Genomic DNA, 22,794 nt, shown 5'->3' with positions numbered 1-22,794 from the left:
GGCCGGAACGTCAGGACAAAGGAGACTCACGTGGCAGACAGCAACGCACCGGCCAACATCGGTGTCATCGGCCTCGCGGTCATGGGATCGAACCTCGCGCGCAACCTCGCTTCGCGCGAAGGGAACACCGTCGCGGTCTACAACCGCACCTACGCCCGCACCGAGGAGCTCCTGAAGGAGCACGGCGACGCCGGCTTCATCGCGTCCGAGGACATCGACGGCTTCGTCGCGTCGCTCTCGAAGCCGCGCACCGCGATCATCATGGTGCAGGCCGGCAAGGGCACCGACGCCGTCATCGAACAGCTTGCCGAGCGCTTCGAGCCCGGTGACATCATCGTCGACGGCGGCAACGCGAACTTCCACGACACCATCCGCCGCGAGCACGACCTCCGCGAGAAGGACCTCAACTTCGTCGGCACGGGCATCTCGGGCGGTGAAGAGGGCGCGCTGAAGGGCCCGTCGATCATGCCCGGCGGCTCGAAGGAGGCCTGGGAGACGCTCGGCCCGATCCTGAAGTCGATCGCCGCCGTCGCCGAGGGCGAACCCTGCGTGACGCACATCGGCACGGACGGCGCCGGGCACTTCGTGAAGATGGTGCACAACGGCATCGAGTACGCCGACATGCAGCTGATCGCCGAGTCCTACGACCTGCTCCGCCGCGCCGGTGGCCTCTCGGTCGAGGACCTCGTGCAGGTGTTCGACGAGTGGAACAAGGGCGACCTCGAGTCGTACCTGATCGAGATCACCGGTGAGATCCTCAAGCAGCGCGACGCCGACACCGGCAAGCCGCTCGTCGACGTCATCCGTGACGAGGCGGGCTCGAAGGGCACCGGCGTGTGGACCGTGCAGAACGCCGTCGGGCTCGGGATCCCCGTCTCCGGCATCGGCGAAGCGGTGTTCGCCCGCGCGGTGTCGTCGAAGCCGGCGCAGCGTGCGGCGGTCCAGGCCTCCGTGACGTCCCGGCCGGACATCGCCGAGGTGCCTGACACGTTCGCCGACGACGTACGCGCAGCGCTGTACGCGTCGAAGGTCGTCGCGTACGCGCAGGGCTTCGACCTCATCATCGCCGGTGCCAAGGAGTACGGCTGGGACATCGACCTCGGCAACGTCGCGAAGATCTGGCGCGGGGGCTGCATCATCCGCGCCCAGTTCCTCAACCGCATCGTCGATGCGTACGACAAGAACCCCTCGCTCGAGTCGCTGCTCGTCGACCCGTACTTCGCGAACGCCGTGGCCGAGGGCGAAGCCGCCTGGCGCCGCATCGTCGGGATCGCTGCCGCGTCGGGGATCCCGGCGCCGGGGTTCTCGTCCGCGCTGTCGTACTTCGACTCGCTCGCGTCCGACCGGCTGCCCGCCGCGCTCATCCAGGGACAGCGCGACTTCTTCGGGGCGCACACCTACCAGCGCATCGACAAGGACGGCACGTTCCACACGCTGTGGTCCGACGACGACCGCCGCGAGGTCGAACAGGAACCGTCCACGCACTGATCAGCACCGAACACCGAACGGGCCCCGCCACACGGCGGGGCCCGTTCGTGCGTGCATGGGCCGGACGCGGGCGCAGCGTGCGGGGCGCGGTGCGCGGTGCGCGGTGCGCGGTGCGCGAAAGCGACAGTCTGCGCCGAACGTTCCGCGGCAGGGTGTCGCTTTCGCGGAACGAACGGCCAGCAGCCGCAGCAGGGTGTCGCTTTCGCGGAACGAACCGCCGGCAGCCGCGCACGGACCGCCAGCAGCCGCAACACAAGGCCCGACCGCCCGCCCGCTCAGGCGACGATGCGCTCCCGCGCCAGCTCCGCGAGCAGCCGCTCGAGCTTCGGCCCGCGCCCCAGCAACCGCCGCGACCCGGGTGCCGTCCGGACGTGGAACGTCGCGACCGCGATCGTGTCGTCCGGTCGGACGAAGTGCATCGCGACGGCGCAGGCGCCGCGGTCGCCCGGCGCCGGCACGTCCTCGAGCCCGACGTGCATCACCCGGCTCCAGCGGATCACGAGCAGCCGGGTCGCACGTCGCTCGTCGAGCTCCCACAGCGACGCCTCGGTCGCACCGAAGGCCCACGTCACGCGTGACCCGAGGGTGATCTCGGACCGATCGCCCTCGACCATCGCACGGAGTTCGGCGGTGGGAGCCGCCGGCACGAGCCACACGGTGGGGTCGATACGACGGATCGCGAGTGCGAGCGACTCGTCTTCGCGCCGACGCCGGAGGCCCTGCATCCTGAGCACTCCCGCCAGGATCACCCCGACCCCGAAGACGATGACGGCGATCTCGGCGATGCCGAACGGGGTGAGGTCGGCTTCCGGGCTCCGAGCGACGACGATGATCCGCGCAATGAGCAACGCGGCCCAGACGGCGACGATGACCCAGCGGACGGCCGCGAGGCGACGGCCGGGTGTCATGGGCCGGCGGGCACGTCCGTTCCGCGGGACGCGGTCGGGTCGGCTCAGCACGTGTCGATCCTCGCACGGCAGCGCGGGGAACCCCACCGGAGGACCCTGAATGCACGGCAACCTCGTCGGTCCTGCCCGTTCACAGCCCGGCAGACCTAGCATCGGGTCGTGCCCACCAGCCGATCCCCGATGCGGCCGCGACTGCTGGCCGCGGCCGTCGGCATCGTCGCCGCGCTCGCTTTCCTCGGTGCCGCCGAACTCGGCGCCCTCGTGCTCGGCGGAGCCGGCAGTCCCCTCGTGGCGGTGGGCTCCGCGGTCATCGACCTCGCGCCGGCCGGTGCGAAGGACCTCATGGTCAGCCTGTTCGGCACCGGCGACAAGATCGCGCTCTTCGCGCTGATGGGCGTGCTGATGGTCGCGATCTCGGCTGCGGCAGGCATCCTCGAACGCGCGCGTCCGCCGTTCGGAGCACTCGTGTTCGCGGCCGGCGGCGCCCTGTCGCTGCTGGCGGTGACGACCCGGTCGGGCTCCGGCATGTGGGACGGTGCGCCGACCGTGCTCGGTGTTGCCGCCGCGGTGATCGTCCTCCGGCTCGTGATGGCCAGGCTCCGGCGGTGGGAGTTCGCCGCAGCGACACCCACCCGCTCCGAGGCGCCCCTCCCAGAGCGCCGGGCGTTCATCGTCTGGTCGGTCACGGCCGGGGCCCTCGCCCTCGTCGTCGGGACCGGTGCACGGATCGGTTCCGCAGCGATGCAGCGGGCCGCAGCGATCCGGCGTGCGGTGCACCTGCCCGCTCCGGTGAACACGTCGCCGACGGTGCCGTCTGGCGCCTCGCTCGACGTCGCGGGGATCACGCCCTACGTCACGCCCAACGCGGACTTCTACCGGATCGACACCGCGCTCCGCGTGCCCTCGATCGACCCCGCCGACTGGAGCCTCCGCATCCACGGCGCCGTCGAGGAAGAGGTGACCCTGACGTGGGACGAACTGCTCGCACTGCCGCTCGAGGAGCACATGGCGACGATGAGCTGTGTCTCGAACGAGGTCGGCGGCGACCTCATCGGCAACGCCCTGTGGCTCGGGTACCCGATCCGCGAGCTGCTCGCGCGTGCGAAGCCGACCGGTGACGCAGACATGGTGCTCTCCCGGAGCATCGACGGGTTCACCGCCGGCACCCCGCTCGACGTCCTGCAGGACGACGGCACGGACGCACTGCTCGCGGTCGGGATGAACGGCGAGCCGCTGCCCGCCGAACACGGGTTCCCGGTCCGGATGGTGGTCCCTGGCCTCTTCGGGTACGTGTCCGCGACGAAGTGGGTCGTCGAGATGGAGGTGACCCGGTTCGCCGACGCGCAGGGCTACTGGACGCCCCGTGGGTGGTCGGAGCGCGGACCGGTCAAGCTCGAGTCCCGGATCGACACCCCCGCGAACGGCAGCACCGTCACGGTCGGCGACCGGGTCGCGATCGCCGGCGTCGCGTGGCAGCCGCACACCGGGGTCAAGGCCGTGCAGGTGCAGATCGGCGACGGCGACTGGCAGGACGCCGAACTCGCCGACTCGGTGTCCGCCGACACGTGGCGGCAGTGGGTCTACCGCTGGACCGCGACCGCCGGGGACCACCGGGTGCAGATCCGCGCCGTCAGCGCGGACGGCGAGGTGCAGACGAGCGTGCAGCGGCCGCCGGCCCCGAACGGGGCGACCGGCTGGGACTCGATCACGCTGACGGCACGCTGACCGGACACGGCGCGGTCCGGACCGCATCAGCCGGGAGGCTCGGTGCGCGTCAGGCGGGTCGGCTCGCCACCACGCAGGTCCCGTCCACCGCGTCGTCCCGCTCGATGCGCGTCGCGAACCCGGCGTCGGCGAAGGCCGCCGCTGACGCGGCGGACTGCAGCTCGGACACCTCGATGACGACGGTGCCGCCGGGACGCAGCCACTCCCCCGCCCCCGCAGCGATCCGGCGGTGCAGGTCCAGGCCGTCCGGACCGCCGTCGAGCGCCACGCGGTGCTCGTGGTCCCGGGCCTCGGACGGCATGGTCGCGATGACGTCGGTCGGGACGTACGGCGCGTTCACCGCGATGACGTCGACCGCCCCGCGGAACCGGCCGGGCAGGGCGTCGAACAGGTCCCCGGCGACGACGATGCCGCGGTCGCCGATGTTCTCCGCGGCGACGTCGACCGCGTCCGGGTCGATGTCGGACGCGACGAGGTCGAGCGCACCGACCCGTTCGAGCAGCGCGACGCCGATGGCTCCGGCGCCGCAGCACAGGTCGACCACGCGGTCGTAGCGGTGCAGCAGCGCAGCGGCCTGCGACACCACGACGGTCGTCCGGGCGCGGGGCACGAACACACCGGGGGTCACCCGGATCCGGTGCCCGTCGAAGGCAGCCCAGCCGAGGACGTACTCGAGCGGTTCTCCGGCGAGCCGACGCTGCACGAGCGTGCGGAGTCGGCCGGCGTCACCGTCTCCGGCGTCGAGCAGCAGGTCGGCTTCGTCCTCGGCGAAGACGCTCCCCGCCGCCCGGAGCCGAGCGGCGAGGGCGTCCCGCGCGGGGTGGATCAGGCGGCTCCATCGAACATCGAGGTGACCGACCCGTCGTCGAAGACCTCGTGGATGGCACGGGCGAGGAGCGGCGCGATCGGCAGGATCTCGAGGCGGTCCCAGCGCTTCTCCACCGGGACGGGCAGCGTGTCCGTCACGACGACGCGGTCGATGAACTCGCTCTGCAGGAGTTCGGTCGCCGGGTCCGAGAACACGGCGTGGGTCGCGGCGACGACGACACCGATCGCCCCTGCGGCCTTGAGCGCCTCTGCGGCCTTCGCGATCGTGCGACCGGTGTCGATGAGGTCGTCGACGAGCAGACACCAGCGGCCGGAGACGTCACCCACGATCTCGTGCACGGTGACCTGGTTCGGGACGAGCGGGTCGCGGCGCTTGTGGATGATGGCGAGCGGGGCGCCGAGCTTCTCGGACCAGATGTCGGCGACGCGCACGCGGCCCATGTCCGGCGAGACGACCGTCAGCGTCGACGGGTCGAGGATCTCCTTGAAGCGCTCGAGCAGCACCGGCATCGCGAACAGGTGGTCGACGGGTCCGTCGAAGAACCCCTGGATCTGCGCGGCGTGCAGGTCGACGCTCATGATGCGGTGCGCGCCAGCGGCCTTGAACAGGTCGGCGACGAGTCGGGCCGAGATCGGCTCGCGGCCACGGCCCTTCTTGTCCTGGCGGGCGTACGGGTAGAACGGCGCGACGACCGTGATGCGCTTCGCCGAGGCACGCTTCAGCGCGTCGACGATGATGAGCTGCTCCATGAGCCACTCGTTGATGGGCGCGGTGTGCGACTGGATGACGAACGCGTCGCAGCCGCGGACGGACTCGTCGAACCGGACGTACAGCTCACCGTTGGCGAAGGTGCGGGCATCGGTGGGGACCAGGTCGACGCCGAGTTCTTCCGCGATCTCCGCCGAGAGCTCCGGGTGTGCTCGTCCCGAGACGAGGACGAGTCGTTTCTGGCCGGTTGCCTTGATTCCGGACAAGTGCCGTGCTCACTCCCTGACCCAGCAGGGCCGTGTGTGTCGAGGGTCCGACGACCGATGGCCGTCGCGGTGGTTCATTCGCCTCGCGCGCGCCGAGCCGCCTCGGCCGCCGGCGTACCGGGTCGGTGTTCGTCGACCCATCCGTCGGTGTTGCGCTGTGGGGCGTAGCTGATCGCGAGCGACCCGGCCGGCACGTCCTTGCGGACCGTCGTACCTGCACCGGTGTACGCCCCGTCACCAATCCTAACCGGGGCGACGAACACGTTGTGCGAGCCGGTGCGGACGTTCGACCCGACCTCGGTCCGGTGCTTGTGCACGCCGTCGTAGTTCGCGGTGATCGTGTTCGCCCCGATGTTCGAGTCCTCGCCGATCTCGGCGTCCCCGATGTAGGACAGGTGCGGGACCTTGCTGCCGCGGCCGATCTTGGCGTTCTTCGTCTCCACGAAGGTGCCGATCTTGCCCTGGTCGCCGAGGATGGTGCCCGGCCGGAGGTAGGCGAACGGACCGACCGACGCGCCGTCGCCGATCACCGCGAGGGTGGCGTCGACCCGGTTCACCGTGGCCCCAGCACCCACCTCGGTGTCGCGGAGCGTGGTCCCCGGTCCGACGACTGCACCGGCGGCGATCGCCGTGGCACCGATGAGCTGCGTGTCCGGCAGGATCTCGGCGTCCGGCTCGATCGACACGTCGAGGTCGATCCACGTCGAGGCCGGGTCCTGGATGGTGACGCCTGCACGCTGGTGCGCGCGGACGATGCGGGCGTTGAGCTCGCGTCCGGCGTCCGACAGCTGCGCGCGGTCGTTGATCCCGGCGACCAGCCACGGGTCGGTGAGCGTCACGACGTCGATGTGCCCGCCGCGTGCGGCGATGAGTGCCGGGGCGTCGGTGATGTACTTCTCGCCCTGCGCGTTCGCCGTGGTCAGCGACGGCAGCACGGCACGCAGGTGCACGGCGTCGAACGCGTAGATGCCGGCGTTGGTCTCGGTGATCTCCCGCTGCGCGTCCGTGGCGTCCTTGTGCTCGACGACGCCCACGAAGGCACCGGCGTCGTCGCGGACGATCCGCCCGAGCCCGGTCGGATCCGGTGCGATGGCGCTGACGAACGTGACCGCGTTGCCGGTGCGCCCGTGCACGTCGGCGAGCTGCCGGAGCGACACCGCGTCGAGCAGCGGGACGTCGCCGGAGAGCACGACCACGGCGCCGTCGAAGTCGGCTGGGAGCGCGGCGACCGCGACCTCGACGGCGCGTCCGGTCCCGGGGACCTCGTCCTGGTCCACCACGAGGGCGTCCGGCATGCGCTCGGCGACCTCGGCCGCGACCAGGTCGCGCTCGTGCCGCACGACGACCGCGATGTGCTCCGGCTCGAGGGACTCCGCCGTCCGCAGGACGTGCGCGATGAGGGGCAGTCCGGCGAGCCGGTGCAGCACCTTCGGGGTCGAGGACTTCATGCGCGTGCCCTGCCCGGCGGCGAGGACGACGACGGCGATCCGCTGGTCGGTCATCACCCCATCCTGGCCCACCCGGCCACGACGCACCAAGGCAACAACAGGACGGCACGCGACCAGGCCGGGAGGCACGGTGCGGGTCCGACCCGCACCGTGCCTCCCGTCCGTGCGCGCGTTCGCACCCACGTCACGCGCGATGGAGCGCGGAATCGTGCATAGCGGGTCGGAAAAGCGGACCACCTACGCGCGATTCGACCGCCTCCGCGCGATTCGACCTCCTACGCGGCGGGCGCGACGGGGTTCTCGCGCTTGACGAAGGCCATCAGCACCAGGCCGGCGACCAGGACGACGACGATGCCGATGATGCCGAAGCGCGTCGACCCGCCGATCGTCACCGCGATGCCGAACATCGCCGGGGCGATGAACGCGGCGGCACGCCCGGTCGTGGCGTAGAGGCCGAAGAGCTCGCCCTCGCGGCCGGGGGTCGCGAGCCGCGCCAGGTACGCCCGCGACGAGGACTGCACGGGCCCGACGAACATGCACAGGGCCAGGCCGAGCACCCAGAAGCCGATCTGCGCCGTGCCGACGAACAGCACCGCGAGGCCGCAGACCGCCAGCCCGACGAGCGACACCATGATGATCGCCCGGGAGCCGAAGCGGTCGTCCAGCCGGCCGGACAGTGCCGTGGAGATGCCCGCGACGACGTTGGCGACGATCGCGAACATGATGACCCCGGACGCGCTGAAACCGAACACCTGCGCGGCGATGATGCCGCCGAAGGTGAAGACCGCGCCGACGCCGTCGCGGAACACCGCGCTGGCGATGAGGAACGCGAGCACGTTCCGGCGCTCGCGCCAGAGCCGCGCGATGTCCCGGCCGAGGTCGCGGTAGGCGGAGAACAGGCTCCCGCGCTGGTCGGGCGCGCGCTCCGCCTCGGGGACGACGAGGAACAGCGGGATCGAGCTCACCGCGAGCCACACCGCGGCGATGCCGATCGCCACGCGGACGTCCCACTGCCCGGACGCGACGGTCGCCGGCAGGTTCAGGAGCCCGGCCGTGTCGCCGCCCCCGAAGTCCTGGATGCAGAGCACGAGCAGCAGCACGAGCAGGACGATGCCGCCGAAGTAGCCAGCCGCCCAGCCGATCGCCGACGCCCGGCCGGTCCGGGGACCCGGTGCGACCTGGCCGAGCATGGCGTTGTAGCCGACGCAGGCGATCTCGTACGCGACGGTCCCGATGCCGATGAGCGCTGCACCGAGCACCAGGTACGGCTGGCTCGGTGCGACGAACACCATGGCTCCGATCGACAGCGCGACGCCGATCGTGGCGATGAGCACCGACCGCCGGCGGTGTCCGGACGAGTCCGCGAGCCGGCCGACGGCGGGTGCGACCAGCGCGACGACGATGCCGGCGATCGTGAGGGCCGTCGAGACCACGGCGGCGTTGTGGGCGAGCTCGCGTTCCACGGCACGTGCCGCGGTTGTCGAGGAGTCCGCGGCCGCGACGAGCGCCGGGTCGACGAACGCGCGGCTCGCCAGGTACGTGCTGAACACGAAGGTGGTGACGACGGCGTTGAACGCAGCAGAGCCCCAGTCCCAGAGCGCCCAGGAGACGAGGGCGCGACGATCGGTGCGCTGCGGCGGGGGCACGACGGTCATGGGCGAACCGTAGCGCGTCCTGGTGTCCCGCCGGTGCCCCCGTTCCTGGTCACGTGCCGGACGACGGGTCGCGAGCGGTCGAGACACCCCGCTCAGGTCCGCCGACCGGTCGAGGACCGTCGGCCAGGGCGTCGCACAGCGACGCTCACCGACCGCACGGCGGCACGCACACGGTGTGTCGTGACCGGTCACGCTCCGGACGGGAGGCTCGGGGCGGGCTCGCACCGAGCCTCCCGCTCCGGACGGGAGGCTCGGGGCGGGCTCGCACCGAGCCTCCCGTCCGATGGGTGGGTGCTGCGCGTCACGCCGCGGGGACGCCGTTCGGGTAGACGACCGACTTCAGGGAGTCCGGGTCGGTGTCGCTCTCGAGCGCCTCGCGGACCTGGTCGAGCCCGAACCGCCCGGTGACGAGCGAGTCGAGGTCGACCTGCCCCGATGCGACGAGCCCGATCGCGACCGGCCACGTGCCCGTGTACCGGAAGATCCCGGTGACGGTGACCTCGAGGTTCTGGATGTGCTCGACGGGCAGCGTCATCTCGGAGTTCCCGAGTCCGACGAGCACCGCCGCACCTGCTGGACCGACCGCCTTGATGCCGTCCGACACCGCACGCGGCGCACCGCTGGCGTCGATGAAGGCGTCGACGGGCGCGATGTCCGAGGCGACGGAGACCACGGTGGGGTCGACGACCTCGGTGGCGCCGTAGGACAGCGCGCGCTCACGGCGTTCGGGGACGAGGTCGCTGATGACGATCCGGGTCGCGCCGAAGGCCTTGGCCGCCTGCGCGCAGATGATCCCGATCGGGCCGGCACCGGCGATCAGCACGGACGATCCCGGCACGATCCCGGCCTTCCGCACGGCGGCGATCCCGACCGAGAGCGGCTCGAGCAAGGCACCGGCCTCGAACGACACCGAGTCGGGCAGGGTGTGCGCGAACTCGGCCTCGATGGTGACGAAGCCCGCGAAGGCGCCGTCGACCGGGGGTGTGGCGTAGAAGCGCATGTCCGGGCAGAGGTTGTACCGCCCGGCGAGGCACTGCGCGCACCGGTGGCACGGACGCTGCGGTTCGACGGCGACGCGCTCCCCCACGCGGCCGGGGTCGACGCCGTCGCCGACCGCGACGATCGTGCCGGAGAGCTCGTGGCCGAGGACGAGCGGCGACGAGACGACGAAGTCCCCGATGCGCCCGTGTCGGAAGTAGTGCACGTCGGAGCCGCACACGCCGACGGCGGCGACCTCGACGAGGACGTCGCCCGGGTCGACGGCGGGCACGGGGCGGTCCTCGATCGTGAGGTCGTCCTGCCCGAGGAGGACGCTGACGCGCTGGGTCTGCTGGTCCGTGGTCACGGGGTACCCGCTTTCTGTCGTTCGGATGGACGTGCTGTCGGCCGGTCCGCTGCTCGTTCGGATGGACGTGCTGTCGGCCGCTCCGTCAGGGCGTGGATGCGCGCCGGGTCGTCGAGCAGCTCGCGGAACCCGATCTCGGCGGCGCCGCGGAGCAGCACGTCCGATCCGAGTTCGGCCGGCACGATGCGCACCCGGTCCACCATCGCGGCCATCGACTGTGCTCGGACGGCCTCGAGCACGCGGTCCCCGACGTGATCGAGCAGCACCCCGAGGAACCCGCCGAGCACGACCACCTCGGGGTTGACGGTGTGGATGGCGTTGCGGAGGCCGGTCGCCAACGCGGCCACCTGCCGGTCGACGACGCGGTCGACCTCCGGGCCGCCGGCCGCGAGGGCCTCGGCGAGCGCCGGCAGGTCGTCCGCCGGCACGCCCGTCACGGCGACGAGCGCCGCACGCGACGCCTCGGTCTCGAGGCAGCCGATGGCGCCGCAGTGGCAGCGGATCCCGTTGTCCGCGACGAAGGTGTGGCCGAGCTCCCCCGCGTACCCGTCCGCGCCGCTCAGCGGCTGACCGGCGCTGATGACCCCGCCGCCGATGCCGCTCGCGCCACCGTTCAGGTACACGAGGTCGGACACCCCGCGGCCGGATCCGTACAGGCGCTCCGCCCATGCACCGAGGTTGGCGTCGTTCGCGACGCGTACGGGCAGGCCGGTCGCGCCGGCGAGTGGCATGGCGAACGGCTCGTCGCGCCATCCGAGGTGCGGCGCGTCCCGCACGAGACCGTCCTCGACGCGGACCGTGCCGGGGATCGAGACGCCGACCCCCACGAGGCGCGCGGGGCGGTCGTCCAGGAGCCTCGCGACGATCTGCACGGCCTCGTCGGCGGTCGGTCGGTCGTCGGTGTGCTCGGTGACCCGGGACCGGATGCTGCCGTCGAGGCCGACCATGGCCACCGTCACGGCGTCGATCTCCACCGTGACGGCGGCCGCCACGACGTCGGCCGACGCACGGACCACCGGACTCGGTCGCCCGACCCCGGTGGCCGCGCCGTCCTCGGTCTCGAAGGCCAGGCCGAGTTCGACGAGTTCCCCGACGAGCGCAAGGGTCGTGGAGCGGTTCAGGCCGGTCGCGCGCGTCAGATCCGCGCGGGTGAGCGGCCCCTCTTGGTGGACGAGTCGGAGCACGCGCGCGGAGTTGCGGTTGCCGCCGGCCGGTGTGTCGCGCTGCATGGTGCCCTTCCGGTCGACCGTCCGCGGTTGCTCCAGGTCCCTGCACTCATCATGGCGCGGCACCGGCGTTCCCGCCAGCATTTTGTGGTGCCGCGCAACAAATCAGTACCGAAGCCGCGCCACACCACCGTCCGCCTCGGTCGTCGGGCCGTCGGCGAGCGACAGCCGCCACCCGTCCGGCACCGGACCGGTGGCCGACACCGACGACTCGTCCCCCGACACGGTCGACACCGTCCAGACCGCCGACCGCCCGTCGGGTGCGGTCACCCGGACGTCCACGCTGCCGGTCGTCCCAGCGGGGAACGCCCTGAGCTCGAGCGCCGCCAGGTAGTCGTGATCAGGCCGGTCCGTGCGGGTCGAGAGCGGCAGTACCGCTCCCCCACGGACCCACAGCGGCAGGGTGTCGAACCCATGCCGCTCGGTGCGCCACACCCCGCCGGAGACCACCTCACCGGTGAACCAGTTCGTCCACGAACCGGCCGGCAGGTAGTACTGCACGTCGCCGGACTCGCTGAACACGGGCGCGACGAGCAGGTCGGACCCCAGCATGTACTGCCGGTCGCAGTACGCAGCCGTCGGGTCGTCCGGGAACTCGAGCAGCATCGGTCGCATGACGGGGAGCCCGCGTTCCGACGCCTGCAGCCCGAGCCCGTAGAGGTACGGCATCAGGCGGAGCTTCAGACGGGTGAACGCCCTGGTCACCTCGACCGCCTCCTCGTCGAACGCCCACGGGACGCGGTAGGAGCTGCTGCCGTGGAAGCGGCTGTGCGAGGAGAGCAGCCCGAACTGGACCCAGCGCTTGAAGACCGCGGGGTCGGGGCGTCCCTCGAACCCGCCGATGTCGTGCGACCAGAACCCGAAGCCGGACAGCGCGAGCGAGAGGCCGCCGCGGAGCGTCTCCGCCATCGACGGGAACGACGAGGTGTTGTCGCCGCCCCAGTGCACCGGCATCTGCTGGCCCCCTGCGGTGGCCGAGCGCGCGAAGAGCACGGCGTCACCGGCGCCGCGGGCGTCTTCCAGGACCTCGAACACGGCCTCGTTGTACAGCTGCGTGTACCAGTTGTGCATGCGTTCCGGATCGCTGCCGTCCGCCCACGTCACGCCGAGCGGGATCCGCTCGCCGAAGTCCGTCTTGAAGCAGTCGACGCCCTGGTCGACGAGCGCGCGGAGCTTGCCCTGGTACCAGGCCTTCGCGTCCGGGTTCGTGAAGTCGACGAGTCCCATGCCGGCCTGCCAGAGATCCCACTGCCAGACGGTGCCGTCCGGGTTCCGCACGAGGTACCCGGCCGCCGCCGCCTCGTCGAAGAGCGGGGAGCGCTGCCCGATGTACGGGTTGATCCACACGCAGACGCGCAGGTCCTTGTCGTGCAGCCGGCCGAGCATGCCGGTCGGGTCCGGGAAGACCCTGGGGTCCCACTCGAAGTCGCACCAGTTGAACTCGCGCATCCAGAAGCAGTCGAAGTGGAACACGCTCACCGGCAGGTCGCGCGCGGCCATCTCGTCGACGAAGGACGTGACGGTCGCCTCGTCGTAGTCGGTGGTGAACGAGGTCGACAGCCAGAGGCCGTACGACCACGCCGGCACGTGCGCCGGCCGGCCGGTGAGCGCGGTGTAGCGCTCGATGACCCCGGCCGGGGTGCCGCCGCCGATGACGTGGAACACGAGCGACTCCCCGGGGACCGAGAACTGCACGCGCTCGACCGCCTCGGAGCCGACCTCGAACGACACGTGTCCCGGGTGGTCGACGAGCACGCCGTACCCGCGGTTGGTCAGGTAGAACGGCACGTTCTTGTAGGCCTGCTCGCTCGACGTGCCACCGTCGGCGTTCCAGATGTCCACGGTCTGGCCGTTCTTGACGAGTGGACCGAACCGTTCGCCGAGCCCGTACACCAGCTCGCCGACCCCGAGGTCGAGCTGGGCGTGCACGAACGTCGAGGACGTCGGCGCGTCCGCGCCCTGCACCCGTGCGTTGCCGACGACTCCGCGGGAGACCTCGGCCCCGGGCGCCAGGGTGACGTGGCCGAGCGACTTGTGGCCGCTGCCGGTCAGTTCCCGGTCGCCGGATCGGAACCGGAGGTCCCACGGCGCCCCCGGGGTGACGACGGCCGAGAGGTCCCCGGACGTCAGCGTCCCGACACCGTCGGTCAGCGTGGCCGTCCCGTGCCCCGGCTCCTTCCCGACCAGGTCGAAGGACAGCTCGGGCCGCGGGGCCCGGAAGTGCTCGACGCGGACGGTGACGACGCCCTCCATGGGGCTCGACAGCGTGACGGTGAGCGTCGGCCGGTTGAGCGTGTCCCCCCGCGACTCGATGACCTTCGTCGGCGCAGTGACGACGAGGCGGTCGCCCGAAGGGGCGTGCACCGCGTCGATGTCGTGGGCCTCTTGCGCGTACAGGGGCTGGACGCCGGGCCGGAGTTGCCAGAACCCGTCGGTGAACTTCATTACTTGACCGCTCCTGCCGTGATGCCGCGCGCGAGGGTGCGCTGGAAGATGAGGAAGAACACGAGTGTCGGGATGAGCCCGAGGAGCGCCGAGGCACTCGTGGTGGTGACGTCCATCAGCCGGTCCCCCTGCAGCAGGGAGATCGCGACGGGGACCGTCTGGTTGTCGTTGCTGACGAGGAACGTCAGCGGGATGAGGAACTCGTTCCACGTCCAGATGAAGAAGAAGATGAGCAGGACGGACAGCGTCGGACGGCTGATCGGCACGATCACGCGCCACAGCACCCGCCAGCGGCCGGCACCGTCGAGCGCGGCCGCCTCGAGGATCTCCTTCGGGAAGGTGCCGTACACGCTCGAGAGCAGGTACGTCCCGAACGCGGACTGGATCACGGTGAAGACGATGATCACGCTCCACACGTTGTCGTACAGTCCGATGCCCTTGAACATCATGTAGAGCGGGTAGAGCAGGACCTCTTGCGGGAGCATGTTCGCCAGCATGAACAGCACCACGATCCAGGTGCGGTACCGCACCCGGCCGATCCCGATCGCGAAGGCGTTGAGGATCGAGATGAGCACCGCGAGGATCGCGACCGAGCCGCTGATGAAGACGCTGTTCCAGAGCTTCAGCGGGAAGTCGACGCGGTTCCAGAACGTGGTGATGCCGTCGAACGAGATGTGCGCCGGCCACGCGAGCGGCCCACCGGCCGCGTAGTCCGCCGGCGTCTTGAACGAATTGAGCAGGATGAGCAGGAACGGCGCGGCGATCAGGACGGCGATGACGATGCCGCCGGCCAGGACGATCCAGTCGGCCGGGCGCTTGCGCCCGCCCTCACCGGCGCTCTTCCGGCGCGTGGGACCTCCGGCGGTCGGCCTGGAGGCTCGGCGTGCGTCCGTCACGGAGGCCGCCTCGGTCGTCGGTGCTGACACGATCCCGGTCATCGGGCTTCTTCCTTCCGCTCGGCCCGGTTCTGGGCCGCGATGAACGCGATGGCGACGATGACGATCACGACGGTGAGCGCGGTTGCGATCGTCGCGCCGTACCCGACCTGCTGCGCCTGGAAGAACTGGCTGTACGAGTAGTAGCTCGGCACGATGGTCGCGTTGCCCGGGCCGCCACCGGTCAGCGCGTACACCGGTCCGAAGACCTTCAGCGCAGCGATGGTGCAGGTGAGGACGACCACGAAGATCTCGGGCCGGATGATGTGCACGGTGATCGCACGGAAGCGCTGGAACCAGCCGGCGCCGTCGAGTTCTGCCGCCTCGTAGAGCTCCGGGTCGACGCGCTGGAGGGCGGCCATGAACACCACGACCGGGTACCCGATCTGCACCCAGACGAGCACGACCGCGACGGAGAGCAGCGCCGTGTCCGGGCTGCCGAGCCAGTTGTGCTGGAGGCCGCCGAGCCCGACCGCGTCGAGGATGACGTTGAGGGCGCCGTTCTCCGGCCGGAGGATCCAGCCGATGACGATCGCCGCGATGACGGCCGGCAGGATCTGCGGCAGGTAGTAGGTCGCGCGGAGGAAGCTCGCGAGCCGCCCGCCGAACTTCTTGCCGATCACGTCGAACAGCGCGGCGGCGAGGACGAGACCGAGGCTCGTCGGCACGATCACCATCGCGAGGATCATCGCGATGCTGTTCCGGAACGAGATCCAGAACTGCCCGTCGGCCATCAGCCGTCGCCAGTTGTCGAGGCCCGTCCACTGCGGCGGGAGGATGCCCCGGTAGTTCGTGAACGACAGGTACACGTTCCAGCCGAGCGGCACGAGGATGATCGCTGCGAGCAGGACGAACCCGGGCAGCAGGTAGAACCAGTAGCTGCCACGACCGCTCGAGGGCATGATGGCGCCGACGTCGGCGGGCCGGCGGCCGCGCCGCCGGGGCGCGGTGACGGGAGGGCTGGATGCCATGGGGGGCTTCCCTTCCGGAAGTGATGGGTGTTCTGGGGTGGTGGGGTGGCGGGGGCACGGTGCGGGGCGGACCCGCACCGTGCCTCCAGGCCGGGTCAGCCCGTGACGGCCTTGACGCCGTCCGCGTACTGCTGGCCGAGTTCGTCGTCGACCTTCGACGGGGAGCTGCTGCCGTTGACCACGCTCTGGAGACCCGCGTTCAGCTGGTCGTAGAACGTCGACGTGGGCCAGTCCGGGTAGTACGCCAGGCCGTCACGCTCGGTCAGCGTGTTGAAGTTGGCGATGAGTTCCTTGCTCTTCGGGTCCGTGATGTCGGACTCGTCCGCCGCGACGGGGACCCCGCCGTTGTTGCCGATGATCGCCTGGATCTCCGGACGCAGGGTGATGTCGATGAACTGCTCGGCGAGCTTCTTGTTCTTCGCCTTGGTCGGGACCACCCAGAGGTTGCCGGAGGAGCCTGGCGACATCTCGGCACCCGGGAACAGGAACGTGCCCCAGTCCTGCTGCATCTCGGTGGTGAAGCGGCCGTACCACCACGAGCCGGAGAAGAACATCGGGTACTTGCCGCTGATGAACGCGGTCCCGGCGTCCTCGGCCTTCATCCCGGTGGAGTCGGACGAGATGTAGCCCTTGTCGGTCCAGTCCTGGACGGTCTTCGTCGCGGTGCTGATCTCCTTGCCGGAGAAGTCGACCGGGTTCTTGTACAGCTGGTAGTCGTCGACCCAGTCGCGGTCGGCCTTCTGGAGCGCCAGCTGGTACCAGAGCTGGCCGAGCGGGTACTCCGCCGCCGACTCGGCGAGCGGCGTGACGCCTGCTGCCTGGAACGTCGCCATGGCCGCCTCGAGGTCGTCCATGGTCTTCGGGACCTCGACGCCGTACTTCTGGAAGAGCTCCTTGTTGTAGTAGAACTCGACGTACTCGCCGTAGTCCGGCACGCCGTACCAGGAGCCGGAGCCCATCACGCCCTTGTCGTCGTAGCGCGCGGTGGTCTGCAGCGACTTGGCGAGCTTGTCGTCCCAGCCGTACTGCTTGACCGCGTCGTCGAGCGGGCTGAGCAGGCCCTGGCTGGCGAGGAGCCCGGCCGTCGCGTTGCCCTTGTTGTACTCGATGAGGTCAGGGGCCTGGTCGGAGTTGAGCGACTGGCTGGCCGTCTTGCGGATCTGCTCGAAGCTCTTCTCCTGGAACTCGACCTTCGCACCGGTCTCCTGCTCGAAGACCTTGATGGACTCCTTCCAGGCCTTGCCCATGGCGGAGTCCTCGGACTCGTAGTGCCAGAGCTTGAGGGTCTTGCCGTCTTCGGCGGCACTGCCGCCGCCGGCGGAGCAACCGCTGAGGACGACTGCGGCCGCGGCCAGCCCGGCGAGGGCGCCGAGCACACGGGACTTCTTCATGTCGCTACTTCCTTGTAGGGGTCGGTGGTTCTCGGTGGCTGTCGAAGCGCTTCGACAATGCACGTCGAGGAACGCGTTCGGTGGGGAGGGCTCACCCGATCCGGCGGATGCTGCCGAGGTCGGTGAACCGTGGCGGGATGAGGGTCACGCCGGGCTCGTGCGCGCCGTCGACCTGGCGGACGGTGCGCTCCACGGCGCCGCGGCACATCTCCTCGAGCGGGAGCGGGATGGTGGACAGCGGGGTGTCCATCACCGTGGTGTCGTAGCTCGCGCAGGCGGCGAGCACCGACAGGTCGTCCGGGACACGGATGCCACGGGACGCCAGGTGGGCGAGGACCGTGTCGACGACCGGCTCGTTGCAGTGGAACACGAGCGCGGTCATGTCGGGCAGCTCCGCGAGGAGTCGATCCGCGGCGGCACGCTGGTCGGCGCGGTCGAGGGAGGGGTAGTGCGCGACGGTGGCGACCCCGGACGCACGGCACTCGTCGTCGAACGCGTCCGCGAAGCGACGGATGAAGCCGGTGTGCCGCTCGACGTAGGTCGCCGGGTGCCCGATCACGCCGATGCTGCGGTGTCCGTCGGCGACGAGCCGCCGGACGGATCCCCGGCCGGCCTCGGCGAAGTCGAGGTCGATGCAGGTCAGGCCGGTGATGTCACCCGGCACGCCGACGAAGGCAGCGGGGACGCCCGACGCGCGGACGACGTCGGCGCGTTCGTCGTCGGTGGAGACCCCGAGGACGACGACGCCGTCGACGAGCGACGAGTGCGCGACCCGCTGGATGCCGGTCACCTCGTCGTCGCGTGCCAGCAGCAGGACGTCGTCGTCGTGCGCCCGAGCGGCCTCGACGACCGCGGTGACGAACCGCATGTGGGTCGGCAGGTGTGCGTCCGGTCGGATCGGCGCGGAGAGCGCGAGGATGTCGGTGCGTGCGCCGGCGAGCATGCGGGCTCCGGCGTTCGGACGGTAGTCGAGCTCCGCGACCGCGCGGTCGATGCGGGCGCGGGTGGTGGCGGAGATCGTCCGCTTGCCGGAGAGGGCGTACGAGACGGTCGAGATCGAGACGCCGGCGGCCTTCGCCACCTCGTTGATCGTCACCATCGTGCACCTCCTCGTGCTCGTCGTCTGCGGTCGGCCGGTTCGTTCCCGGACCCGGTCGTTCTCGGGTCGAAGCGAAGCGCTTCGACAACCTGCGACGGCGACGCTAACAGGGCGGCGGTGCCCACCGCAAGCCTTTTGTGGTTCTCGGCAACAAATGCGTTCTCACGATCGCGAGGCCACCAGGCGTGAGGTCGTGGTCTCGACCGGCTGGTGCCCGTCCCAGCCGCCGCGGACGACGAGCGCGTCGCGACGCAGGACGTCGGGCGGCATCAGCGCTGCTGCGAGAAGGCGGCGTCGAAGGAGGCGTCCGGCGGTGCGATGGTGCTGAGGCGCCGGACGAACGCGAGCGCCTCGCGGCCGCCGACCAGGCGGTCCATGCCGGCGTCCTCCCACTCGACGCTCGTCGGCCCCTCGTACCCGATGTGGTTGAGCACGCGGAACACCCGCTCCCACGGGACGTCGCCGTGTCCCGCGGTGACGAAGTCCCACCCACGCCGGGGGTCACCCCACGGCAGGTGGGAGCCGAGTCGGCCGTTCCGCCCGTCGAGTTGCTTGACGGACTCCTTGCAGTGCACGTGGTAGATCCGGTCGGCGAAGTCGAGCAGGAACGCAGCGGGGTCGAGGTCCTGCCAGACGAAGTGCGACGGGTCGAAGTTGAAGCCGAAGGCCGGCCGGTCCGCGAACACCTCCAGGGCCCGCGCAGCGGTCCAGTAGTCGTAGGCGATCTCGGACGGATGCACCTCGAGGGCGAACCGGACCCCGACCTCCTCGAACACGTCGAGGATCGGCGCCCACCGGTCGTGGAAGTCCTGGTAGCCGGCGTCGACCATGCCGGGCGGTACCGGCGGGAACCCGGCGACGGTCTTCCAGATCGACGACCCGGAGAACCCCGTGACGGTGTCCACGCCGAGTGCCGCGGCCGCGCGGGCTGTCCAGCGGAGCTCCTCGGCAGCCCGCTGCCGGACGCCCTCCGGGTCACCGTCCCCCCAGACGTGCGGCGGCAGGATGTCCTCGTGCCGCTGGTCGATCGGCTCGTCGCAGACCGCCTGGCCGACCAGGTGGTTCGCGATCGCCCAGACCCCGAGGCCGTTCGCGTCGAGCACCGCGCGCAGCTCGGCGACGTACGCCGCGTCCGTCGCTGCGCGACGGACGTCGAGGTGGTCGCCCCAGCAGGCGATCTCGAGTCCGTCGTAGCCCCACTCGCCGGCGAGCCTGGCCACCTCCGTGAAGGGCAGGTCGGCCCACTGTCCGGTGAAGAGCGTGACCGGCCGGGAGGCACGGGTCGGGTCCGTCATGCTGCTTCCATCCTCCTGCGGCGGGTTCACCAGGTGTCCGGTTCCGTGCCGTTGCGCACTGCCGCCGGACGGTCGACGCGGGACCGGACCTCGACGACGGCGTGCTCGCGGCCGGAGGTGGCGATCGCCTCCATCACCTCGAGCACGTGGAACGCGAGCTCGCCGCTCGCGCGGTGCGGACGGTCGGTGGCGATCGCGTGCGCCATGTCCGCGAGGCCGTACCCGCGACCCGCGTCGGCGTACCCGGCCGACACCGGCAGCTCCCGCCACTCGCGGTCATCGGCAGTCGCGATCGACACCGGGTCGGAGAACCGGTTCGGGTCGGCCACGGCGAGGCTCCCCGATGTGCCGTGCACCTCGAAGAGCGGGCTGCGGGTCGCCCAGACCTCGAACGACACGGTGACGGTGGAGACGACCCCGGAGGCGTGCTCCAGGATCGCGACGACGTGCGTGTCGACGTCCACGGGGATCGCGGTGCCGGCGGCTGGTCCGGTGGCGACCGTCCGCTCGCGGGTCGAGCGCGAGGCGCTCCCGCTGACTCGGACGACCGGGCCGAAGAACTGCACGAGGCTGGTCAGGTAGTACGGGCCCATGTCGAGCAGCGGACCGCCGCCCGGCTGGTAGTAGAACGCCGGAGCCGGGTGCCAGAGCTCGTGACCAGGTGCGCTCCACGACACGGCGGCGCCGACGGGGTCGCCGATGCGCCCGTCGTCGATCGCGGCACGGGCGGTCTGGATGCCGGTCCCGAGCACGGTGTCGGGTGCGCTGCCGACCCGGAGGCCCCGCTCGGCGGCGAGCGCCAGCAGGGGTTCCGCCTCGGCCGTCGCGAGCGCGAGCGGTTTCTCGCCGTAGACGTGCTTGCCCGCCTCGAGTGCGCGGGTGGCGACCTCGGCATGTGCGGCCGGGATCGTCAGGTTGAGCACCACGTCGACGTCGTCCGCTGCCAGCAGCCCGTCGACGCTCGTCCCGCGCACGCCCTGCTCGTCGCCGACGGCCCGCGCCCGCTCGACGTCGAGGTCCGCGACCGCCGTGAGCTCGAGCCCGGGCAGTGCCGGGAAGTGCTCGAAGTACTGCCGACTGATGTTGCCGACGCCGACCACACCGACCCGGAGCGGACGGTCGCTCACCGGGCTGCCCACAGGAGTCCCCTCTCGATGATCGTGCGGAGCGGCTGCGACTCGACGACCTCGAGCCGGTGCCCAGGAGCGGACACGAACACGCGTCCATGCCCCCACTGCCTGGTCCAGATGGCCGGCGCCGTGACCGGGCGGTTCCACGCGTCGAAGTCGCGGGCCTCCTGCGTCGTGGTCGCCAGCACGTCGTTGTACTCGTCGGAGAGCACCCAGTACTGCTCGGTGACGAGGTCGAAGTCCTCGATGCCCTGCGTGATCGGGTGCTGGCGTCCGGCGTCGGTGATGTGCACCGTGTACGGGATGTAGTTGTCCGACTGCTCCCCGGTGCGCTCCTCCGGCGGCTTCGCCGCGTGGTGCGCGAACTGCCCGCCGATCATGTGCAGGTAGTCGGCCGTGTTCCGGAACGCGTCCGCGATGCCGCCGTGCCACCCGGCCAGTCCGGTGCCGCCGAGCACGGCGCGCTGCAGTCCGGCGAACTCGTCGTCGGCGATCGTCGACATCGTGACGACCTGCACGATGAGGTCGACACCGTCCATCACGGCCGCGTCCGCGTAGACGGCGGTCGAGTCGGACACGAGCACGTCGAACCCGTTGTCCCGCAGGAACGGCAGCATCGCGTCGGTGGTCTCGACCGGCATGTGGCCGTCCCAGCCGCCTCGGACGACGAGTGCGCGGCGTCCCGTGGTCTCGTCCTGGTCGCTCATTCGCCTGCCGATCGCTCGATGGTGGTCCAGCTGCTGCCGTCGGCGGCGCTGCGTTCGACGGCGTCGAGCACGCGCTGCACGTGCAGCCCGTCCTCGAACGACGGCGACGGGTCGATGCCGCTCGTGATCGCGTCGACCAGGTCCTTCACCTGGTGGCTGAAGGTGTGCTCGTACCCGATGAGGTGTCCGGTGGGCCACCACGCCGCCATGTAGGGGTGCTCGGGTTCGGTGACGAGGATTCGTCGGAAGCCCTGCTCACCGGCGGGGGCCGACGACTCGTACAGTCGGAGTTCGTTCATCGACTCCAGGTCGAACTGGATCGCGCCGGCCGACCCGGAGACCTCGAGCGTCAGCCCGTTCTTCCGGCCGGTGGCGTAGCGGGTGGCCTCGAAGGTGCCGATCGCCCCGTCCGCGCGGCCGCCGCTCAGGCGTCCGAGGAAGAACGCGGCGTCGTCGACGGTGACCTGCCCGCGTTCGGACGACGCCGTGCCGGAGAGCCCCACGCCCTCGGCCAGCAGCGGGCGTTCGTGCACGAAGGTCTCGAGTGTGCCGGACACGGTCGACAGCCGTGCGCCGGTGACGTGCTCGGCGAGGTCGATGGCGTGCGCGCCGATGTCACCGAGCGAACCGGACCCGGCGAGCGCCTTGTCCAGGCGCCACGTCATCGGACCGTCCTCGTCGGTCAACCAGTCCTGCAGGTACAGCGCACGGACCTGCCGGACCGTCCCGATCCTCCCGTCCTGCACCAGCTGCCGGGCGAACGCGATCGCCGGGACGCGGCGGTAGCTGAAGCCGACCATCGCGCGGATGCCGTGCTCGCGCGCCGCGCGAGCGGCGTCGACCATCGCCTCGGCCTCGGCCACGGTGTTGGCGAGCGGCTTCTCGCAGAGCACGTGCTTGCCGGCCTGCAGCGCGGCGATCGCGATCTCGACGTGCGAGGACCCGGGCGAGACGACGTCGACGACGTCGATGTCCGGGTCGGCGACCACGGAACGCCAGTCGGTCGAGGCGTGCTGCCAGCCGTACTGGACGCGGGCCGCTTCGGTCCGGTCGGGATCACGGCCGACGACCACGGTCATCTCGGGTTCGGCGTCGAGGTCGAAGAACCTGGGCGCCGTCCGCCACGCCTGAGAGTGGGCGGCTCCCATGAAGCCGTGACCGATCATCGCCACCCGGAGGGGTCTGCGTGCCATCCGTTCGCTCCCTTGCGATCGTGTCCTTGC

18 protein-coding genes are annotated in these 22,794 nt (G+C 71.0%); 2 read left to right on the top strand and 16 right to left on the bottom strand.

Translation table 11 applies throughout. The annotated features are described in order from the left end of the window. Positions 1 to 30: 30 nt before the first annotated feature. Positions 31 to 1,488, top strand: coding sequence for an NADP-dependent phosphogluconate dehydrogenase (gene gndA, locus AAEP80_RS07475; protein WP_420366567.1), 1,458 nt, complete (start codon positions 31 to 33; stop codon positions 1,486 to 1,488). A 275-nt stretch (positions 1,489 to 1,763) separates the two neighbouring features. On the opposite strand, the gene AAEP80_RS07470 is transcribed toward gndA, so the two are convergent. Beyond that, complete coding sequence (locus tag AAEP80_RS07470; RefSeq protein ID WP_420366566.1) at positions 1,764 to 2,447, bottom strand: hypothetical protein; 684 nt, start codon at positions 2,445 to 2,447, stop codon at positions 1,764 to 1,766. Positions 2,448 to 2,576: 129 nt separating this feature from the next. On the opposite strand from AAEP80_RS07470, the gene AAEP80_RS07465 reads away from it, so the two are divergent. Beyond that, entirely contained in the window at positions 2,577 to 4,121 is a 1,545-nt protein-coding gene (locus AAEP80_RS07465; protein WP_420366855.1) for a molybdopterin-dependent oxidoreductase, read from the top strand. A 49-nt stretch (positions 4,122 to 4,170) separates the two neighbouring features. Here the strand turns inward: AAEP80_RS07465 and AAEP80_RS07460 are convergent, their stop codons facing one another. The 15 genes from AAEP80_RS07460 to AAEP80_RS07390 all read right to left on the bottom strand — a co-directional run bounded on the left by AAEP80_RS07460 (position 4,171) and on the right by AAEP80_RS07390 (position 22,764). Continuing rightward, positions 4,171 to 4,947 (bottom strand): putative protein N(5)-glutamine methyltransferase, encoded by a 777-nt coding sequence (locus AAEP80_RS07460; protein WP_420366854.1) that lies wholly within the window; start codon positions 4,945 to 4,947, stop codon positions 4,171 to 4,173. Then, positions 4,947 to 5,924: a ribose-phosphate diphosphokinase gene (locus AAEP80_RS07455; RefSeq protein WP_281267087.1), complete on the bottom strand. Its 978-nt coding sequence runs from the start codon at positions 5,922 to 5,924 to the stop codon at positions 4,947 to 4,949. Before AAEP80_RS07455 ends, AAEP80_RS07460 begins: the two co-directional genes overlap by 1 nt. A 74-nt stretch (positions 5,925 to 5,998) precedes the next feature. Continuing rightward, positions 5,999 to 7,426 carry a bifunctional UDP-N-acetylglucosamine diphosphorylase/glucosamine-1-phosphate N-acetyltransferase GlmU gene (gene glmU, locus AAEP80_RS07450; RefSeq protein WP_420366565.1) on the bottom strand — a complete coding sequence of 476 codons (1,428 nt, stop codon included), beginning with the start codon at positions 7,424 to 7,426 and terminating at the stop codon, positions 5,999 to 6,001. A 221-nt stretch (positions 7,427 to 7,647) separates the two neighbouring features. Beyond that, entirely contained in the window at positions 7,648 to 9,027 is a 1,380-nt protein-coding gene (locus AAEP80_RS07445; RefSeq protein WP_420366564.1) for an MFS transporter, read from the bottom strand. Between the two features lie 301 nt (positions 9,028 to 9,328). After that, the gene (locus AAEP80_RS07440) at positions 9,329 to 10,372 is read right to left on the bottom strand and encodes an NAD(P)-dependent alcohol dehydrogenase (protein ID WP_281267084.1); all 1,044 of its coding nucleotides are present in this window, start codon (positions 10,370 to 10,372) and stop codon (positions 9,329 to 9,331) included. Then, complete coding sequence (locus AAEP80_RS07435) at positions 10,369 to 11,601, bottom strand: ROK family transcriptional regulator (RefSeq protein WP_420366563.1); 1,233 nt, start codon at positions 11,599 to 11,601, stop codon at positions 10,369 to 10,371. Before AAEP80_RS07435 ends, AAEP80_RS07440 begins: the two co-directional genes overlap by 4 nt. A 102-nt stretch (positions 11,602 to 11,703) precedes the next feature. Continuing rightward, positions 11,704 to 14,043 (bottom strand): alpha-xylosidase, encoded by a 2,340-nt coding sequence (gene yicI, locus AAEP80_RS07430; protein ID WP_420366562.1) that lies wholly within the window; start codon positions 14,041 to 14,043, stop codon positions 11,704 to 11,706. Next, on the bottom strand, positions 14,043 to 14,981 hold the full coding sequence (locus AAEP80_RS07425; protein WP_281267081.1) for a carbohydrate ABC transporter permease: 939 nt from the start codon (positions 14,979 to 14,981) through the stop codon (positions 14,043 to 14,045). Before AAEP80_RS07425 ends, yicI begins: the two co-directional genes overlap by 1 nt. Continuing rightward, positions 14,978 to 15,949, bottom strand: coding sequence for a carbohydrate ABC transporter permease (locus AAEP80_RS07420; protein ID WP_402728285.1), 972 nt, complete (start codon positions 15,947 to 15,949; stop codon positions 14,978 to 14,980). Before AAEP80_RS07420 ends, AAEP80_RS07425 begins: the two co-directional genes overlap by 4 nt. A gap of 95 nt (positions 15,950 to 16,044) precedes the next feature. Next, on the bottom strand, positions 16,045 to 17,340 hold the full coding sequence (locus tag AAEP80_RS07415; protein ID WP_420366561.1) for an ABC transporter substrate-binding protein: 1,296 nt from the start codon (positions 17,338 to 17,340) through the stop codon (positions 16,045 to 16,047). A gap of 91 nt (positions 17,341 to 17,431) precedes the next feature. Continuing rightward, positions 17,432 to 18,439 carry a LacI family DNA-binding transcriptional regulator gene (locus AAEP80_RS07410; RefSeq protein ID WP_420366560.1) on the bottom strand — a complete coding sequence of 336 codons (1,008 nt, stop codon included), beginning with the start codon at positions 18,437 to 18,439 and terminating at the stop codon, positions 17,432 to 17,434. Between the two features lie 269 nt (positions 18,440 to 18,708). Further along, complete coding sequence (locus AAEP80_RS07405) at positions 18,709 to 19,734, bottom strand: sugar phosphate isomerase/epimerase family protein (RefSeq protein ID WP_420366559.1); 1,026 nt, start codon at positions 19,732 to 19,734, stop codon at positions 18,709 to 18,711. 26 nt (positions 19,735 to 19,760) lie between these two features. Continuing rightward, positions 19,761 to 20,861: a Gfo/Idh/MocA family protein gene (locus AAEP80_RS07400; RefSeq protein ID WP_420366558.1), complete on the bottom strand. Its 1,101-nt coding sequence runs from the start codon at positions 20,859 to 20,861 to the stop codon at positions 19,761 to 19,763. Further along, positions 20,858 to 21,571, bottom strand: coding sequence for a ThuA domain-containing protein (locus AAEP80_RS07395; RefSeq protein WP_420366557.1), 714 nt, complete (start codon positions 21,569 to 21,571; stop codon positions 20,858 to 20,860). Before AAEP80_RS07395 ends, AAEP80_RS07400 begins: the two co-directional genes overlap by 4 nt. After that, complete coding sequence (locus tag AAEP80_RS07390) at positions 21,568 to 22,764, bottom strand: Gfo/Idh/MocA family protein (RefSeq protein WP_420366556.1); 1,197 nt, start codon at positions 22,762 to 22,764, stop codon at positions 21,568 to 21,570. The genes AAEP80_RS07395 and AAEP80_RS07390 overlap by 4 nt, the downstream gene beginning before the upstream one ends. Between the last annotated feature and the right edge of the window lie 30 nt (positions 22,765 to 22,794).

Source organism: Curtobacterium sp. L3-7, assembly GCF_048756585.1.
In the GTDB taxonomy this organism is placed as follows: Bacteria; Actinomycetota; Actinomycetes; order Actinomycetales; family Microbacteriaceae; genus Curtobacterium.
This window is presented reverse-complemented; position numbering and strand designations above follow the sequence as displayed.

Bases quoted from the DNA above. Each gene is read 5' to 3' on its own strand.
- AAEP80_RS07405 (WP_420366559.1), bottom strand. From the start codon at position 19,734: ATGACGGACCCGACCCGTGCCTCCCGGCCGGTCACGCTCTTCACCGGA.
- AAEP80_RS07415 (WP_420366561.1), bottom strand. From the start codon at position 17,340: ATGAAGAAGTCCCGTGTGCTCGGCGCCCTCGCCGGGCTGGCCGCGGCC.
- AAEP80_RS07465 (WP_420366855.1), top strand. From the start codon at position 2,577: ATGCGGCCGCGACTGCTGGCCGCGGCCGTCGGCATCGTCGCCGCGCTC.
- AAEP80_RS07445 (WP_420366564.1), bottom strand. From the start codon at position 9,027: ATGACCGTCGTGCCCCCGCCGCAGCGCACCGATCGTCGCGCCCTCGTC.
- AAEP80_RS07420 (WP_402728285.1), bottom strand. From the start codon at position 15,949: ATGGCATCCAGCCCTCCCGTCACCGCGCCCCGGCGGCGCGGCCGCCGG.
- glmU (WP_420366565.1), bottom strand. From the start codon at position 7,426: ATGACCGACCAGCGGATCGCCGTCGTCGTCCTCGCCGCCGGGCAGGGC.
- AAEP80_RS07435 (WP_420366563.1), bottom strand. From the start codon at position 11,601: ATGCAGCGCGACACACCGGCCGGCGGCAACCGCAACTCCGCGCGCGTG.
- AAEP80_RS07390 (WP_420366556.1), bottom strand. From the start codon at position 22,764: ATGGCACGCAGACCCCTCCGGGTGGCGATGATCGGTCACGGCTTCATG.
- AAEP80_RS07395 (WP_420366557.1), bottom strand. From the start codon at position 21,571: ATGAGCGACCAGGACGAGACCACGGGACGCCGCGCACTCGTCGTCCGA.
- AAEP80_RS07425 (WP_281267081.1), bottom strand. From the start codon at position 14,981: ATGACCGGGATCGTGTCAGCACCGACGACCGAGGCGGCCTCCGTGACG.
- AAEP80_RS07410 (WP_420366560.1), bottom strand. From the start codon at position 18,439: ATGGTGACGATCAACGAGGTGGCGAAGGCCGCCGGCGTCTCGATCTCG.
- yicI (WP_420366562.1), bottom strand. From the start codon at position 14,043: ATGAAGTTCACCGACGGGTTCTGGCAACTCCGGCCCGGCGTCCAGCCC.